The 15135-nt window shown below is 38.4% G+C and carries 17 protein-coding genes; 1 reads left to right on the top strand and 16 read right to left on the bottom strand.

The genetic code is table 11. The features are described 5' to 3' along the window. On the bottom strand, window positions 1-2182 hold a 2182-nt coding region (locus tag H7O61_RS07400; protein WP_331459599.1), incomplete at its 3' end, for a DUF3519 domain-containing protein. Between H7O61_RS07400 and H7O61_RS07395 the strand changes: the two genes are divergently transcribed. Further along, window positions 2151-2351: a hypothetical protein gene (locus tag H7O61_RS07395; RefSeq protein ID WP_187875585.1), complete on the top strand. Its 201-nt coding sequence runs from the start codon at window positions 2151-2153 to the stop codon at window positions 2349-2351. The two genes, H7O61_RS07400 and H7O61_RS07395, sit on opposite strands and share 32 nt — an antisense overlap. A gap of 234 nt (window positions 2352-2585) precedes the next feature. Here the strand turns inward: H7O61_RS07395 and H7O61_RS07390 are convergent, their stop codons facing one another. The 15 genes from H7O61_RS07390 to atpC all read right to left on the bottom strand — a co-directional run bounded on the left by H7O61_RS07390 (window position 2586) and on the right by atpC (window position 15132). Next, entirely contained in the window at window positions 2586-3356 is a 771-nt protein-coding gene (locus tag H7O61_RS07390) for an HP1117 family Sel1-like repeat protein (protein WP_187875584.1), read from the bottom strand. Window positions 3357-3618: 262 nt separating this feature from the next. Beyond that, complete coding sequence (ggt, locus tag H7O61_RS07385) at window positions 3619-5322, bottom strand: gamma-glutamyltransferase (RefSeq protein WP_187875583.1); 1704 nt, start codon at window positions 5320-5322, stop codon at window positions 3619-3621. A gap of 187 nt (window positions 5323-5509) precedes the next feature. Next, a complete protein-coding gene (flgK, locus tag H7O61_RS07380) occupies window positions 5510-7330 on the bottom strand; it encodes a flagellar hook-associated protein FlgK (RefSeq protein WP_187875582.1) in 1821 nt (606 codons plus the stop codon). A gap of 1 nt (window position 7331) precedes the next feature. Further along, the gene (locus H7O61_RS07375) at window positions 7332-7766 is read right to left on the bottom strand and encodes a hypothetical protein (protein ID WP_000260905.1); all 435 of its coding nucleotides are present in this window, start codon (window positions 7764-7766) and stop codon (window positions 7332-7334) included. Between the two features lie 129 nt (window positions 7767-7895). Continuing rightward, a complete protein-coding gene (gene dcm / locus H7O61_RS07370; RefSeq protein WP_001929802.1) occupies window positions 7896-8834 on the bottom strand; it encodes a DNA cytosine methyltransferase in 939 nt (312 codons plus the stop codon). A gap of 161 nt (window positions 8835-8995) precedes the next feature. After that, window positions 8996-9199 (bottom strand): flagellar biosynthesis anti-sigma factor FlgM, encoded by a 204-nt coding sequence (locus H7O61_RS07365; RefSeq protein ID WP_000606313.1) that lies wholly within the window; start codon window positions 9197-9199, stop codon window positions 8996-8998. Window positions 9200-9267: 68 nt separating this feature from the next. Then, a complete protein-coding gene (locus H7O61_RS07360) occupies window positions 9268-9474 on the bottom strand; it encodes a hypothetical protein (RefSeq protein WP_001088953.1) in 207 nt (68 codons plus the stop codon). 35 nt (window positions 9475-9509) lie between these two features. Then, window positions 9510-10067, bottom strand: a complete 558-nt coding sequence (locus H7O61_RS07355) for an FKBP-type peptidyl-prolyl cis-trans isomerase (protein WP_187875581.1) — start codon at window positions 10065-10067, stop codon at window positions 9510-9512. Continuing rightward, window positions 10054-11049, bottom strand: coding sequence for a hypothetical protein (locus tag H7O61_RS07350; RefSeq protein ID WP_187875580.1), 996 nt, complete (start codon window positions 11047-11049; stop codon window positions 10054-10056). The genes H7O61_RS07355 and H7O61_RS07350 overlap by 14 nt, the downstream gene beginning before the upstream one ends. A 7-nt stretch (window positions 11050-11056) precedes the next feature. Next, a complete protein-coding gene (locus H7O61_RS07345) occupies window positions 11057-11596 on the bottom strand; it encodes an outer membrane protein Omp18 (protein ID WP_000831151.1) in 540 nt (179 codons plus the stop codon). A 66-nt stretch (window positions 11597-11662) separates the two neighbouring features. After that, window positions 11663-12916, bottom strand: coding sequence for a Tol-Pal system protein TolB (gene tolB / locus H7O61_RS07340; RefSeq protein ID WP_001270030.1), 1254 nt, complete (start codon window positions 12914-12916; stop codon window positions 11663-11665). Beyond that, window positions 12913-13707, bottom strand: coding sequence for an energy transducer TonB (locus H7O61_RS07335; RefSeq protein WP_079339780.1), 795 nt, complete (start codon window positions 13705-13707; stop codon window positions 12913-12915). The genes tolB and H7O61_RS07335 overlap by 4 nt, the downstream gene beginning before the upstream one ends. A gap of 18 nt (window positions 13708-13725) precedes the next feature. Next, the gene (locus H7O61_RS07330) at window positions 13726-14127 is read right to left on the bottom strand and encodes an ExbD/TolR family protein (RefSeq protein WP_001105112.1); all 402 of its coding nucleotides are present in this window, start codon (window positions 14125-14127) and stop codon (window positions 13726-13728) included. Between the two features lie 43 nt (window positions 14128-14170). Further along, a complete protein-coding gene (locus H7O61_RS07325) occupies window positions 14171-14749 on the bottom strand; it encodes a MotA/TolQ/ExbB proton channel family protein (RefSeq protein WP_000887328.1) in 579 nt (192 codons plus the stop codon). 11 nt (window positions 14750-14760) lie between these two features. Beyond that, a complete protein-coding gene (gene atpC / locus H7O61_RS07320) occupies window positions 14761-15132 on the bottom strand; it encodes an ATP synthase F1 subunit epsilon (protein ID WP_001196332.1) in 372 nt (123 codons plus the stop codon). Between the last annotated feature and the right edge of the window lie 3 nt (window positions 15133-15135).

Here is a 15135-nt window from a genome sequence, read left to right as displayed (position 1 = left end):
TTTCTAATTTTGCAAGCTTTTCAGCTTGGGCAAGTTCTAGCGGGCTTAAATCTTGCGAATGTTGAGCCGTGTTTTTTGGTGTTTTTAGTAAATCCTCTTGACTTGTTAGAGGTTTTTGTGTAAGATTGTTTTCATTAAGGTTTGAGATGCTATAGTTGATGCCATCTCTGTAATCGTTAGATAGTGTCGCAATGGTATCTAACTCCCTTAAAACCTTTTCATCTCTTTCAAAACTTGTAATCATGTAATGATTTTTTAGTTCGTTATCTCCCTTAAACTTACTTAAAATTACTTTTGAATTGTTTAGAGTAATAACCGCATAACCTGGTCTGTCTTCTTCTTTGAAACCTTTTTGTAGAATGTTAGGGATTTCCTTAAGTAGTTCGTTAGTCCTAACTTTAGCTTGTTTCTTTGTTAGCCCTAACTTTTTGTATTGCTTCTCTCGGCGTTTTAAGATGTGTTCTAACCCGTAATCTTTATTCCCCCAAACAAAATCAATCCCTCCTAAATCATCACGATACGCTGCACCTGCGACTTGTCCGTTTTTCTCTTGCAATAACTTCTCTAACGCTTCTTTAGGCTTTAGAGCAAACTCGGGGTAATTCTTACCAAATTCTTTAAGGGGTGTTATAGCGTGTTGTAATTTCGCAAGCTTTTCAGCTTGGGCAAGTTCTAGCGGGCTTAAATCTTGCGAATTTAGCGGTTTTGTGGTAGGATTAGGTTCAGTGAGTTTAGAGGGTTCCAACCCTACCTCTTGTAATTGGGATATAGGGCGGAATGGTATCCCACTCTCACTATTATAAATTTCATAACTGCTTATTACCCACTTATTCTCTAGCTTTTGATTATCCCACTTATCATTAAGTCCTACTCGCATGTGCTGGTATTCAATAGCTATTCGTCCGTTATTATCAACCTTAACGCCTTTTTCTATAATCTCAGGGATTGATTTAACTACATTTAAGGCGTATTCTTTAGCTTGTTGTTCGTTTAAGCCTTTGTTTAGGGCTTGCTCTTCTCGGCGCTTTAAGATGTGTTCTAGCCCGTAATCTTTATTGCCCCAAATAAAATCAATCCCTCCTAAATCATCACGATACGCTGCACCTGCGACTTGTCCGTTTTTCGCTTGTAAGAGTTTTTCTAACGCTTCTTTAGGCTTTAGGGCAAACTCGGGGTAATTCTTACCAAATTCTTTCAGGGGGGTTATAGCGTGTTGTAACTTGGCAAGCTTTTCGGCTCTAGCTTGTTCAAGCGGGCTTAAATCTTGCGAATTTAGCGGTTTTTCTTGCGAATTTAATGCGTTTTTTGGAGTTTTTAATAAATCCTCTTGACTTGTTAGAGGTTTTTTAGTAGTATTCTCTGTAGCACCACTATAGGAACTCAACCTATGGGGCACCTTTGCGTTAGCATTGAGTGAGGTGCTTGAAAATTCTTTATAAACATCATTATCCTTATAGCTCCCATTACTCTTAAACATTGTTTTTAAAACTAATTCATTTTTCTTATTGGTCGCTTGCTCTACTACTACCGCATAGCCATTAACTTGTTTAAACGCCGTTATGGCTTCTTTATTGTATTTGTCTATGGTTCTAAGAATTGCATCAGCCTCATTAACGATATATCTATAATTAGCTATATCATCGTAAGTTATAGGATTTTCTCCATTTCTAACATTAACAGAATTAACGCCATGCCTTTTGAGTATATGAGAAATAGCTTCATGATCTAAACTCGCTCTTATGTTTTCAGGGTGTCTAAAGTTAGCGTCAGCTAAAAGTTCCACCTCTTTGTTAGAGGCTTTTTCTATAATCATTTTCTTATTGTTTTTGTGCATAAATTCAACAATTTCAGGCGTTAGGTTATTTTTACCGAAAATAATAGCGTCTCTCCCGCTTGTGGGGATTTTTGCGTTATTCAATAGTTCTTTAATTTGCTCGTTAGTAAGTTTTTCATTAGAAAAATCAAACGCTTTAGATCTGAGTTCATCGCTGGCTTGTTTAACGCCATTATTAAGCTCTTCAATGATTTTAAGCGTGTTGTTAGTGAATTGTGAGTTTTTAGCGCTCATTTCTAGTTGCTTGCTAAAATCGCTTATTGAATGGCTTCTTTCTAACGCTCTTTTAATGTGATATTTTAGGGCTGCTCCTGCGGTGGCTTCGTTCAAAGCTTTAGGTAATTTAATCCCTAAAATGCGATCGGGCGCGTTGCGGTATAAAGTTCCTAGCGTGAATTTAGTCCATTGGTATTTTAACGCTCCGCTTAGAGTGGTGGCTAAACCTTGGCTTAAGTTCTTGGTGGTGGCTGGTTTTAAGCTTTCGGCGATCTTAGCGTCGTTTTTAAAAAGCTTATGAAAACCGCTCGCTGTTGTTTGGAGTTGTTAAATTTAGAGATTTGTTAAGAGAATATTTAGGCAAGGCAAACAGCAAAATTATAGCAAACAATATTTTGGCTAAAGTTTTTGCTATAAGGCTACTTAGCCATGAAAAATGCAATATCTTTAATCTAATCGCTTCAAATCAATTGTTCAAAAAACACGCTACTTAGCATAAAACAAAAAACCCTTGAATCAAGCCCAAATTTGAGAGTCATCGGCTTGAAGTATTCTTTTTCTTACAATTTTTATCAATGTCAAAATCGCATGCTTTTTGCATGTATTCTTCAGCTTTTTGCTTATCTTTTTCCACGCCTAACCCATACCGATAAGACTCTGATAACCCTTCATAAGCCCTAGAAGAACTCATATCAGCCGCCATTTTATAATAGACAACAGCCTTATCTTTGTCTGGCTCAATACCCAATTGATCATTCCCACTATAATAAATATCCCCTAAAAGGATATAAGCTTCTACATTGCCCTTATGCATCGCTTTTCTAAAGCACTCTGTCGCTTTCGCATAGTTGCTTGGAACTCCCCTACCCTCCATATACATGATGCCTAAGTTTATATAGGCGTTAGTATAGCCTTTCTCTGTAGCTATTCTAAAATACTCCACGGCTTTCTTTTCATCTTTAGGCACGCCCCTACCCTCTTTATACATCACGCCTAAATTGTTATACCCTCTAGGTATGTCGTTATCAACCGCTTTTTGAAAATATTCAGCCGCTTTCTTGTAATCTTTAGGCACACCCCTACCATTTTCATACATGATCCCTAAAAGAACATAAGCAAGCGGCTCTCCATTTTTAATAGCGCTCTTATAAAAAGAAGCCGCTCGCTCGTATTCCTTATTATTATAGGCTTCCTCCCCTTTATAAATATAATTCCCTTTTTGTTCAAGGTGTTCTGCACCAAGAACACTAAATAAACATAAACTTGCCAAACAAATCTTCAAGGCTAATTTGCTTGCGTATCCCATTGTTACTCCTCTGTTTTAATAAGATCAAACATAATGTCAATGGCTATCAATCTTAAAAAAAGAATTGCATGCGTTCTAGAACCAGCAAACATTCTCAAACTCCATTCTGCATACACCATTTAGATCTAGTATCGTCTCTTGTAACGAGAAATTTTACACTATTTTTATAAATTTTAAAACTAAATTTAAGATTTTCTCGCTAAAAAGTCCCCCCTCCCAAAATAAGGCTAAATAGGATTAAAAACCCGCATATGACAAAGAATTAAAATTCTTTCCTTGGATCCGTTGATCCATAGAAAACGCTCCCTTTAGTTTTAGGCAAAACTTGGATCGCATTCACATCACCCATGACTGGCTTAGTAACGATTTGATAGCCCATTTTAGTGAGGTTATTTTTCACATCAGCGGGCATGCCAAACTTTTCAATCCTTAATTCATCAGGCAACCATTGCATGTGGAATCTAGGGGCTGAGACCGCTTCAGAAATATTCATATTGTAATCAATGACATTGGAAATCACTTGCAACACCGTAGTGATAATCCTAGACCCTCCAGGGCTTCCTACCACCATGAAAACCTTATTGTTTTTCAACACAATTGTAGGCGACATGGAGCTTAAAGGGCGCTTATTGGCTTCAATCGCATTCGCATCGCCCCCTACTAAACCATAGAGATTAGGATTCCCAGGCTTTATGGAAAAATCATCCATTTCATTGTTCAATAAAAATCCTGCCCCATCAATACTAGCAGCGCTTCCATAAGAAGCGTTAATGGTGTAAGTAACGCTGACTGCATTCCCCCACCTGTCCGCTACAGAATAATGCGTGGTATTGCTCCCTTCATGCAACTGCCCCATTCCTGGTTTGATTTGAGAGCTTGGCGTAACCGTATCTGGCTGGATAGTGTCAAAAATCTTTTTGGCATACGCCTTATTAATCAATTTATCCACCGGCACTGAAACAAAATCAGCGTCTCCCATATAAACCGATCTGTCCGCATAAGCTTGACGCATCGCTTCTGCAGCGATATGGATATTCTTAGAAGCCCCATACCCAAGGGCGCTTAAATCCGCATTTTCCATGACATTTAAAATCTGGATCAAATGCGTGCCTCCTGAACTTGGCGGCGACATAGAAATGATCTTATACCCACGATAACTCCCTACCACGGGTTTGCGCCATTTCACATTATAACTGGCTAAATCTTCTTTAGTGATAATCCCTCCATTTTTTTTCATGTCTTTCTCAATCAAATCAGCGACTTGCCCTTGGTAAAAGCCTTTAGCGCCCAGCGTTTTGATTTGATTCAAAGTCTTGGCTAAATCTTTTTGGACAAACAAATCCCCTTCTTGATAATCAAGATGGCCTTTTTTAAAAAAATACTTTTTGCTAGAACTGTATTTTAAAAACCGCTCCCTTGCTTCTTTTAGGGTTTCTGCTTGTCTTTGTGAAATCGCATAACCATTTTCAGCCAATTTAATGGCAGGATCAATGAGTTGCGATAGTTTTTTGGTGCCGTATTTTTTCAGCATCGCTTCCATGCCCGCCACCGTTCCAGGAACCCCAGCCGCCAAATAGCCATCTTCACTGAGTTTAGGGACCACATTGCCTTGCTTGTCTAAAAACATGTTTTTAGTGGCTTTTAAGGGGGCTTTTTCTCTAAAATCTAAGGCAACATTTTCGCCATTAGCCAAATGGATAACCGCAAAACCCCCACCACCAATATTGCCTGCTGCAGGATGGACGACCGCTAGAGCAAAACCTATCGCTACAGCCGCATCAATCGCATTACCTCCCTCTTCTAAAACCTTTTGCCCGATCTCAGTGGCTAGCGGGTGGCTAGAAAGGGCTAACCCCACTTTAGTGTTTTTAATAGGGGGGTAACTCGCTGCACTCAAAGGGCTTAACAAACCCAAAGAGAGTGCTATCACACCCAAGCCAATCGTTTTCAAAAAACTCCGTCTCATCTGTTTTCCTTTCAATCAGTTACGCTTAAAATTTCTTTGTTATTATAACACAAGCTTTACAAAACACCCTCTCGCTTACTGCTTATATAATACTATTAACCATTATCGTTAATGAGTTTTAAAACAAATAAAGCTTAAAAATAAGTTAAATAAGGCTTATTTGATAAAAACGCTACTGGTAGAAAAATTATTGTTTAATCCCCAACAGAGTGTCTATCATCCGATCAATAGCCGTAATGACCTTAGCGTTAGCGGCATAACCGCTTTGAAACTTGATCAAATTCACCATTTCTTCATCCACGCTCACTTGCGAAATAGAGAGTTGCTCTTTTTTAATGGTCTCTAACATGCTTTGTTTGGTGTCCAAAATACGCCCTGATTTTTCAGCGTCCGTGTTGATTTTACCGGTTAAAAATTGATAAAACTCGCTGATTTTCATTGGTTTAATGTCAAACTTGTCGTTATAAAAATCCACGCTGTCGTATTGCAATTGCTGCATCATGTTCGCCACATCAAAATTCCCGTTAATGGGAGCAAGCCATGGGCGGATAGTGGTAGGCTCTTTTTTGTATTCTTTATTCAAGCTGATATTAGAAGCGTCATCGCCTTGAAAAAAAGGGTTGAGCTTTAACGCTCCCATAAAATTCGTGCCGTTATCTTTCATAGAGACAAACAACCCTTGCGAAGCGTTTTTAGGCTGGATAACAAACTTTTTAGTCTCATTGTTAAAACTCGCTGTGAAATAATCGTCAAAATCGTTTTCGGTGTTGTTGTCTTGATTGTCATCGGTGTTAGCGTTAATGGCTTGGATAATGTCGTTCATGGTTGTAATGGGCGTGATAGCAATGGTTTTCCTGGCGATTTCTTTACCATCGGTGTTGTAAGCGATTAAATCAAACGAGCCGTTTTTGATATTGTAATTAGTGTCTTTAAAGGCTTCATCGCTGTTAAACTCCACAGGCTCGCCTTCAATATGATGGCTCGCGCTTTGAGCGTAAATCGCATTCGTGGATTCTATCAAGCCCCTAGCAAAAGAATCCAACAAATCAATATAATCTTGCAATTTGCCCTTTAAAGTCCCGTTAGAGCCGTCATTATACACATTCAATAACGCCCCCACTTTCCCTTGATTGAGCTTGTCGGTAATATTAGTGAGCTTAAAATCATCGCTTTGAAAATAAACCTGGTTCAAACCCCCTTTATTTTCGGATTCTTTAACCACTAAAGGATGGAAAATAGAACCATCAATGATATTGAACCCATGCCCAATGTTAAGGTTATAGCTCTCATCAAAGTCCGCTGAGTCTTTATCGGTGAGCGAATGAGTTTTAATGTTGCTTTTAAAAACATTCCCCCCTAAAAGCTCTCGCAAATGGAATTCTAACTCATCTCGCTTATCCCTTAATTCATTCGCATGCTTTAAGCTCTTGTTGTTTTCCACTTCTTTAATGCGTTTGTTGATCTCAGCGATTTGAGAACCCAAGCTATTGACTTCTTTGATAACGCTTTTTAATTCTTCGCTCGCTTTATGCTGTAAGGTCGTTAACCTCTCTCTGGTGTCTTTAATGTTGTGCGTTAAAGCTTCTGTTTTTTGAGCGAGAGCCTGTTTTTGAGCGGAGTCTTTGGCGTTTTTAGACAATTCTTTCCATGAGTTAAAATAATCTTGCAAATCTGTAAAAAGGCTCGCTTCATCAATGTCCGGAAAATACGCGCTCGCTTCTTTTAAATGCGAAAACTCTGTATCGTAATAAGTATTTTCGTAATTAGCCTTCGTGTAACGAGCAAAAACAAACTCATCATGCACCCTTTCAATGGCTTCCACATCCACGCCCATATTCACATTTTTAGTGCCATACATATAGGCCGCTTGGGGTTTTGCGATCACGCGCTGACGGCTATAAAATTCATCGCTAGCGTTAGAAATATTATTCCCGGTAACATCCACCATGCTCTGATGGGCTTGCAAGCCGGTGTAAGAAGTGTTGAGTGAAGATAAGATTCCGCCCATTTTACGCCTGCACTCTTAAAAAATGACTCCCCACATGCCTAGAGCCTTTATAATCGCAAGTGTCATGGGGAATGATTTGTTGGATGAGCGAAGAATAAAACTCAGAAACCGCAAACGCCATGCGCGAATAGATCAAGTTTTTTTCTTTCAAAACAAGCAAGGATTCTCGCATTTGGTTTAAAAAATCGCTCGTTTTTTCGTCTAATAATTCACTCATTTCTTTATTAGGGAATTGATTTTTTAAAGACAACATTTGCGCATCTATATTCGCTTTCTCTTTTTCAAAAGCTTGAATCGCTAGCTGTTTTTGATGGTTTCTTTCAAAAATTTCGGCGTGTTTAGCGAGCTTGATGTCTCTTATATCGCGCTCGGTTAAATCAATCAATTCTTTCAATTGGTTTAGCGCGTTTTCTAAATGGGAATGTAAAACGACCATAACAAATCCTTTAGCTCTTTTTTCAGTGATACTCAAGCAAATACTATGCCGTTTTATTTTGGATTTTTCGGTTTGTTGTAAAACTCATTTTCTTAAGGGGATAGGGGGTGTTTTGAAATCATTTTCCCTTTAAATCGCTCTTAACATTTGCTTAGCGATAGCGGCAATCACATTCACGCTCATGGCATTCCCCGCTTGGGATAACAAATGGCTTTCTTTAAAATTAGGGTTGTCTTTAATCTTAGCGATCAAGTCTCTAGGAAATCCTTGTAAAAGCAGGCTTTCAATAGCGTTTAATCTTTTGATTTTGCCTTTTTGGGTATAAAACAAGCCATGCCGAGAAGTCCTTAAAGTAGGAAAAACATTAAAATATAACCTTAAATCAGATTGTCTCGTGTCTAAAACGGCGTTTTCTAAAGTTAAAATATTCTCTAAAAAAACCCGGTTATGGTTGTATGGATTACGCAAGTATCTTTGAAATGCAGCGTTACTCACATCCAAATAGCATTCATTATCAGCGTCTAAAAAATCCTTAAAACAATAATCATTGGCTAAACCTAAAGGGAAATTAAATGGGCGTTTCAAGTCCTTCCTAAACCCTACGATATAAAGGCGCTCTCTCTTTTGGGCTAATTGGAAATCAGCGCTGTTTAACATTTGATAATGAGTTGTATAGCCCGCTTCTTGCAAGGCTTTGATAATGGTTTTAAAAGTTTCTTGTTGCTTATGACTAATCAAGCCCTTAACGTTTTCAAGCAAGAAACATTTGGGCTGTTTGACTTTTAAGATACGAATAAGCCCATAAATAATAGTCCCTCTTTCATCTTCAAGCCCCTTCCTTTTGCCATTGATAGAAAAAGCTTGACAAGGAAACCCGCTAACCAAAACATCAAAATCGGGTAAATCATTAGGGTTGATCCGCATCAAATCCCCAAAATTATGGGTGTCCTTAAAAAATAATTCATAAGTCCTAAGAGCTTCATGATTGATTTCTGCATGCCCTACGCATTTTAAATGGCACCGCTCCAAGCCCAAACGGCCTCCACCAATGCCAGAGCAAAAATCCATAAAAGTTAAAATCCCCAATCAATCATTCCTAACACACGACCAAAAACGCACCCTATTTAAAAGAGCGACAAACGCATTTTAAAACATAAAGAAACTAAACTTCAGTGAAAAACAAAACGACAGCGAGAATAACCCTCCTAGAAATGAAGCCCTTAAACCCCCTAGCTTATCCCCAACAAGTCCTGTGCCATTTTGTGAGAAGTCTCATGCAAGTTGATCTTATACTGGTTATTTTCAATAGCTTGCTTGATCTCAGCTACCCTATCAAGAGCGGCTTCATTGTTTTCAACTTTTTCATTCTTTTCCACACGCTTGTAATTCCCCAAAGATTGCACTGGAGTGAGCGAAGAGACGGCGTTAATCATCTTAAAATCCTTTAATCTAATATCCAATTCATTTGATTACAGCAAGTATCGGCAAAAAAGAAAAAAAGTTAATGGATTTTTGAAATCTGTTTTTGCAATTCCTTACCAAATTTCTTAGTGGTAGTAATGGGTTTTTTTCCGGTTTCTGCCACAGAGCCAAAAGATTGCGATTGTAAATTTTTAAACATAAAAAACATCAAAAAAATTAAAATATAACAAAATAAAAAAAAGCAAATAGTGGGGAATAGCCAATTCTTGAGGTTAGAGCTATTCATGACCTTGCCTTTTTAAACATGCCTATACCTCAACACTACCCATGCGAACATGAGCAACCACAACCTCCACCTTTCTTTCTGCCATGACCCCCATGACCGCCGCAGCAACCTGTTGCACTGTCATGGTGTGAAGCTAGAATCTCTTCTTCGCTCACTTCCCTAAAGCCTAAAACCTTGAAACGGAACGCTAAAGTTTTCCCGGCTAATGGGTGGTTATAATCCACCATCACATGCGTGTTGCTAAAGTCTTTGATAGTGGCTTGAATGGTTTGATGGTCTTCAGTTTGCCCAAAAACGCTCATGCCTTTTTCTAATTCAATGCCTTCAAATTGATCTCTAGGGACTTCTTGCAAATAGCTGCTTTCATAAACCCCATAAGCTTCTTCTGGAGCGATAACAACCTCTTCCCACTCGCCAATTTGAGCCTTTAATACTGCCTTTTCTAACCCTGCTATGATTTGATTAGCGCCTATAATAAACTCCAAAGGCTCTTTAGAAATATTGCTGTCTAGAACAACGCTAGACCCCTGCTCCCTCACTTCATATTCAATCAAAGCGGCTTGTTTGACTGACTCTAAATCATGGTTTTGCATGATGGTGTTTCTCCTTGTTTTCTAAGATTTTTTTTGCCATTTTAGCTTGTTCGCTTGAAGGATACAAGTGTTGCAAAGTGTTTAAAAATTTATAATAGTTTTGATCGTCTTTGATTTTTTTAAACGACCATGCCGTATGCCACAAAAGCACAGGCATGTAAGACGCTTTTTTATTTAAAAGAGCGCTCTCTTTGTAATACTTGATCGCTTCTCTATACTTTTTTTCCCCATAAGCCACTTCTCCAAGCGCATAACGCACATAATAAAGGCGGTAACTATTGGCTTCTAACCACAACAAACGCTCTCTGGCTTCTGCATAGGATTTATTTTTAAAAAAAGACAGAGCTTCTTGAAAGATCTCTTTTTGCTTGGACAAATCTTTATCAAACTCCACTTTCGCCTTTTCTTGAGTTTTTTTCTCTTGATTTTTTGGGGCTTCGGCTTTCAAAGGGGGGTTCTTATTGGCCGGAGCGCTTGATTTGAGCGGCTTTTCAGCTTTTTCCTGTTGTTCTTTGAGCGCTTTTTGGATTAAGGCGATTTGTGAAACCAGATCCTGGCTTAACTTAGTCAATAATTCACTCATCTCTTTGTTTTGCTTGTCTAGCTGTTGGATGGCCTGTTGGTTAGCACGGATCTCATTCCTCAAATCCTCTAAAGTTTGCGATTGCTGCTTTAATGTGTTAGCTTGCACTTCTTGCGAGGCTTTTAAGGCTCGTAGGGATTCTTCTTGGGAAAGGATAGCGTTATTGAGATCTTTAATCTTATTAGCCTGTCCTTCATAAACGCTCCTCAAACCCTCTTGAGCTTGAGTGTTTGCTTCCACTTGCGAATGGATTTTGGTTAAAATATTGGAAAAATTCTTGCTATTGACTTGCAACTGCTTGAGTTCTTTTTTGGTCGCTCCGCTTTGCAAATCAAACGCTGAAGGCTCCCCATTGAGAAAAAAGGGAGTGATAAAAGGGATAAAAAAAAGCCTTTTCATCCTAAAATTACTTCACTAATTTGACATCCACTCTTCTGTTTTCTCTGTAACATTCTCTAGTTTTTTGGACGCATTTGGGTTTGGTTTCGCCAAAACTGATGGTTTTGATCATATCTTTTTCTACCCCTTTAATGACTAAAGCGTTTTTCACGCTCAAAGTCCTTTTAACGCCAAGCGCTTGGTTGTATTCGCTAGAGCCAAATTCATCGGTATTGCCTTCCAAAAGCACTTGCATGTGGTTTTCTTTAGCTTTTTGCACGATCTCATCTAAAGTCTCTTGATCGGATTCTTTGATCTCATACTTGTCAAAATCAAAATAAATAGAAGCAATGATAGTCCCGCTTTCAATAGCCGGCTTTTCTTCAACCACTGGAGCTGGCTCTTGTTTAGGCTCTTCTTTCTCTGGAGCTGGTTCTGTAGTAACAGGCGCAGTCTGAACCGTTTTAGCGCTCACATCGCCAGCCACAGTCTTATTATCCATTTTATGACTACAGCCAGCTACCAATAAAAAAGCTACCAAGAAACTAAATACAGAAGATCTCTTCATTATAAATTCTCCAAAAATAAAATTTCAATGAATGTAAATATTAACTCACATTCGCTTAATTTAACCTTACCAATCAAAGGCTTGTATTTTCACATTCTTTAAAGGGAATAAAAAACTCTGATTATAGTCTAGCAAAATAAGCCCCATGGCGTATTCTTGGGGTGTCTTTTTGATATACATGATATTTCTCCCATCCATAGAAAACCTAGGCATCTGGTTAGAGCCATTCACGGTAAGCCTGCGGATATACTTGCTGTTTAGAGTGATCAAATTCAAATTAAACACCGTTTTGCCAAATTCATTAAGATTTTCCCGACTCACATACACGATACTATCTTTATAAGCGTCAATGGATTCATTGCTTCTTCCTTCATAAAGGAGTTGCTCCGCGCTCTCTTTTAACCCCAATTTCTTCATATAGATGTTAGGATAACCGGATCTATCTGAAACAAAAGCCATAGACTTGTCATCTTCTAAAAACACGCCTGAAACATCTATCCCCGGATAGCGCGTTATTTTAGTTTTAGTTTTTTTATGCGTGTCATACAAATAAACATCCGGTTGGCCATCAGGGGCTAAAGACATTAAAATTTTAGAGCCATCAGAACTCACGCTAGAAACCACAGCCATTCCTTGAGAGCTAGCGATATTCTCATGAGTGGCTTTTTGAATGTTGTATTTTAAAATCATGGGCGTTCTTTCGCCATACTGCGTGTAATAAAACTCTGTCTGTTCAGCGTTCGCCCATTTGGGGAAAATATTGAGTCGGTTATTTTTGATGATTTCTTTTTGATAGCGCATCGTATAATCGGCTAAGGCGATATTTGTGATTCCTGGTCCAATGTATTTAGAAAAAACAATCAGGCGCTTCATCCAAGCGATAGAAGGGGCTTTTAAATAATCGTTCACCACAATGGCCATGTTGTGCGCTGCAAAAGGGTATAGATCTAAACTTACAATGGGGTAGTCAAAAGTCTTTTTGAGCGTTCCTGTATCCACATCATAAAGTTTTAATCGTGAAATTTTATTGCCGTTTTCTACCGCCACGCTCACAAGCGCTACAAGATGGACTTTTTTATCCTTGAGTTCTGCGTAATTGATAGCGCCTTGCTCTTTGTTTTGAGAAACATCAAAATGCTGGCTAGTCTTTAAATCGTTCGCCAAGACTTCATGCAATTTTAAAGCGTAATTGGCATCGTTGTCTATGGAGTAGCGCACTTCAATCTTAGGAAGTTTTTGAATGGTTTTAATAATATCTAGCGTTTTATCTGTTGCGAAAAGCCCTATAGCGTATATTAAAAAAAGCCATAAATACCTCATTGTTCTTCCTTAGTCGTAAAATTAACTTTAATAGAAATCATGTTTCCTCCAGGATATGGGGGGAAATCCACTTTCTTTAAATCATCTAAAAGGGTCATCACGCTCTTGTTATAATCCTTAAAATCAGAGTAACTAAGAATGGTATAATCAAACTCTCCATCTTTAGTGATCATAATCAGCGCGCTCACTGAAGCCTTGTGATAAAAAACGCCCTTCCAGCCTTTATATAAAATTTGATAGATTTGAGCATACCATTCTTGATAGGCTTTTTCATCAACCCCATCTTGTTTAGGGATTTGCAAATCTAAAGTCTTGTTTTTAACGCTTTCTAATTTTTGCGTGAATTGATTCAAATTTTGTTGCAAACCTTTCAACATCTCTTGGTTTTCTTGGTTTTGTTTCAAGCGTTGTTGCTCTCTTAAACGCCTTTGTTCTTCTTCTTGTTTATTTTTCTGCTCGTCTTTTTGAACGTTTTTGTCTGTCTTTTCTTGAAAATCATTGAGTGAAGAAAAAATATCTTCAAGGCTTTCTTCAGGCTCTTCTTTGGGTTCTTCTTTAGGCTCTAAAAAATCGCCCTGTTTTTCCGTTACTTTTTCAATTTTTTCATTCTTTTTCTCGCTTGGCGGATCTTCTAAATTCAAGTCAATGGCTTGTTCGTCCTTTTTATTTAAATCTAAAAGGATTTTCTCTGCTTCTTTATTATGCCTTTCTAACAACAAACCATATAATAACAAAGCATAGAGCAAGAACGCTAAAAAGCCAGAAAGAACAAAAATCGCGCTCTTACTCATGCAAATTAGCCCTACTTTTTAAGGACTTGTGATTAAAGAAACTTTCAAAAACCCCGCTTCTTTAATCGTTTTTAACAAATAAATCACTTTGTCATAGGTCAATCGCTTGTCCGCACGGATACTCACCCTAGTATCTTTATCGTATTTTTTAGAAAGCAAATTGAAAGTGTCCGGGAAGGAGTTGTATTCATAGGTTTGACTATCTATATAGATTTTTGCGTCTTTATCCATGCGTATCTCTATCACTTTATCTTGAGTGGCTCTAGCAGTTTTTGAACCAGAAGGCAAGGCAATCTCTTCTTTATAAGTGAGAGTGGGCGTCGTTACCATAAGAATAGCCAATAAAACAAGCATCACATCCACTAAGGGCGTGATATTGAGTTCTGGTTTGTCTTCATCCCAATAGTTATCATAATTCATAAAAACCTTCTAACTCCCTATTTAAGATATTTATAAAATCCCCTTAAAAGCTTTCTTTTTTAGAAGATAAAATATCCACTTGCATCTGCACATAAACCGATAAATCATACACCTTGCGTTTTAAAATCAAGTAAAAAGAATAGGCTGGAATGGCCGCTAAAATCCCTGCAGCGGTGGCAATAAGAGCCTTAGAAATAATGGGCGCGATCACCCCAAAAGAAGCTTGACCCAACGCACCCAAATTGTTAAACGCTTCTAAAATTTCAACCACCGTTCCAAACAAGCCAATAAAGGGGGCTGTAGAAGAGATGATGCTCAACACCACTAAACCTGTCGTGCTTTGTTTAAGAACTTGATGTTTCCAAGCTTGCAACAATTCATTAGAATACCTTTTGGTTTCATCATTTCTTTTTTTATTAAACATAAAATGCTCTGGAGCGTCTTGCGCCCCATTAAGAATGTTAGACAAAGACTGCATCTCGCGCCTGAGTTCAATCTTTAACACAATGCTCTTATACAAAAACACCCATAAAGTCATCACCAAATAGAGCGAAATCCAAACTAAAACGAGCGTGGTAACAAACCCGCTCTTATTGAAAAAATAAACGATTGAATCCAACATGATTATCCCCTTTAAAGAGACTCAATCTTAGCCAGCACGCTAGAGACCGCTAACCTGTCAGAGCTCGCGTCCTCTAAAAGCTTTTTAGCCCTAGAGATAGCATCGTCTCTGTCATCCGATCCTTTTTTAATAAAGACCGCTCCATCGGCTAAAATATCCACCCGTTCATTAGTAACTTCCGCATAGCCCCAATTGATAGCAATGTGTTCTTTTTGGTTTTCGGTTTCAATCTCAACCACTCCCGCCTGAAGCAAGGTGATCATGTTGCTATGCCCATAAAGCACCCCAAATTCCCCTTCAACTCCTGGCAACACAACGCTTTTAACCTCTCCTGTATAAACTTCCCCCTCAGGAACCACCACACTAATCTTTAATAAAGCCATGGC

Source organism: Helicobacter pylori, from assembly GCF_014496965.1.
In the GTDB taxonomy this organism is placed as follows: domain Bacteria; phylum Campylobacterota; class Campylobacteria; order Campylobacterales; family Helicobacteraceae; genus Helicobacter; species Helicobacter pylori_CZ.
Note: the sequence above shows the minus strand (reverse complement) of the source record. Positions and strands in the feature narration are given on the sequence as shown.

What these genes read in the sequence shown, in the direction of transcription:
- H7O61_RS07390 (WP_187875584.1), bottom strand. Translation starts at nt 3,356, where the DNA reads ATGGGATACGCAAGCAAATTAGCCTTGAAGATTTGTTTGGCAAGTTTA.
- ggt (WP_187875583.1), bottom strand. Translation starts at nt 5,322, where the DNA reads ATGAGACGGAGTTTTTTGAAAACGATTGGCTTGGGTGTGATAGCACTC.
- flgK (WP_187875582.1), bottom strand. Translation starts at nt 7,330, where the DNA reads ATGGGCGGAATCTTATCTTCACTCAACACTTCTTACACCGGCTTGCAA.
- H7O61_RS07375 (WP_000260905.1), bottom strand. Translation starts at nt 7,766, where the DNA reads ATGGTCGTTTTACATTCCCATTTAGAAAACGCGCTAAACCAATTGAAA.
- dcm (WP_001929802.1), bottom strand. Translation starts at nt 8,834, where the DNA reads ATGGATTTTTGCTCTGGCATTGGTGGAGGCCGTTTGGGCTTGGAGCGG.
- H7O61_RS07365 (WP_000606313.1), bottom strand. Translation starts at nt 9,199, where the DNA reads ATGATTAACGCCGTCTCTTCGCTCACTCCAGTGCAATCTTTGGGGAAT.
- H7O61_RS07360 (WP_001088953.1), bottom strand. Translation starts at nt 9,474, where the DNA reads ATGAATAGCTCTAACCTCAAGAATTGGCTATTCCCCACTATTTGCTTT.
- H7O61_RS07355 (WP_187875581.1), bottom strand. Translation starts at nt 10,067, where the DNA reads ATGCAAAACCATGATTTAGAGTCAGTCAAACAAGCCGCTTTGATTGAA.
- H7O61_RS07350 (WP_187875580.1), bottom strand. Translation starts at nt 11,049, where the DNA reads ATGAAAAGGCTTTTTTTTATCCCTTTTATCACTCCCTTTTTTCTCAAT.
- H7O61_RS07345 (WP_000831151.1), bottom strand. Translation starts at nt 11,596, where the DNA reads ATGAAGAGATCTTCTGTATTTAGTTTCTTGGTAGCTTTTTTATTGGTA.
- tolB (WP_001270030.1), bottom strand. Translation starts at nt 12,916, where the DNA reads ATGAGGTATTTATGGCTTTTTTTAATATACGCTATAGGGCTTTTCGCA.
- H7O61_RS07335 (WP_079339780.1), bottom strand. Translation starts at nt 13,707, where the DNA reads ATGAGTAAGAGCGCGATTTTTGTTCTTTCTGGCTTTTTAGCGTTCTTG.
- H7O61_RS07330 (WP_001105112.1), bottom strand. Translation starts at nt 14,127, where the DNA reads ATGAATTATGATAACTATTGGGATGAAGACAAACCAGAACTCAATATC.
- H7O61_RS07325 (WP_000887328.1), bottom strand. Translation starts at nt 14,749, where the DNA reads ATGTTGGATTCAATCGTTTATTTTTTCAATAAGAGCGGGTTTGTTACC.
- atpC (WP_001196332.1), bottom strand. Translation starts at nt 15,132, where the DNA reads ATGGCTTTATTAAAGATTAGTGTGGTGGTTCCTGAGGGGGAAGTTTAT.